At 65.5% G+C, this 232-nt stretch carries 1 protein-coding gene; it reads left to right on the forward strand.

Annotated elements, in window-relative coordinates; genetic code table 11:
• On the forward strand, positions 1–232 hold a 232-nt coding region (locus tag KJQ96_RS39620), incomplete at both ends, for an aldehyde dehydrogenase family protein (RefSeq protein WP_213291288.1).

Consider the following 232-nt stretch of genomic DNA (forward strand, 5'->3'; position numbering starts at 1 on the left):
CTCGTCTCGGCCATCGCTGCGGAACGACTGCCCGCATCCGGAAGCATTGCGGATGCGACGGAGATGGAGGCGAATGCGGCGGTATCGGCCGCACGCGCCCGCTTTATGAATTGGAGCAGAACGTCGGCCGGAACGCGCGCTGCCGTGCTGAAAAAGGCCGCTGACCTGTTGGAAGCGCGCGCGGCGCATTTCATCGCGCTGCTGCAACGAGAGGGCCGAAAGACGCTGGACG

Source organism: Bradyrhizobium sp. sGM-13, assembly GCF_018398875.1.
Lineage (GTDB): Bacteria > Pseudomonadota > Alphaproteobacteria > Rhizobiales > Xanthobacteraceae > Bradyrhizobium.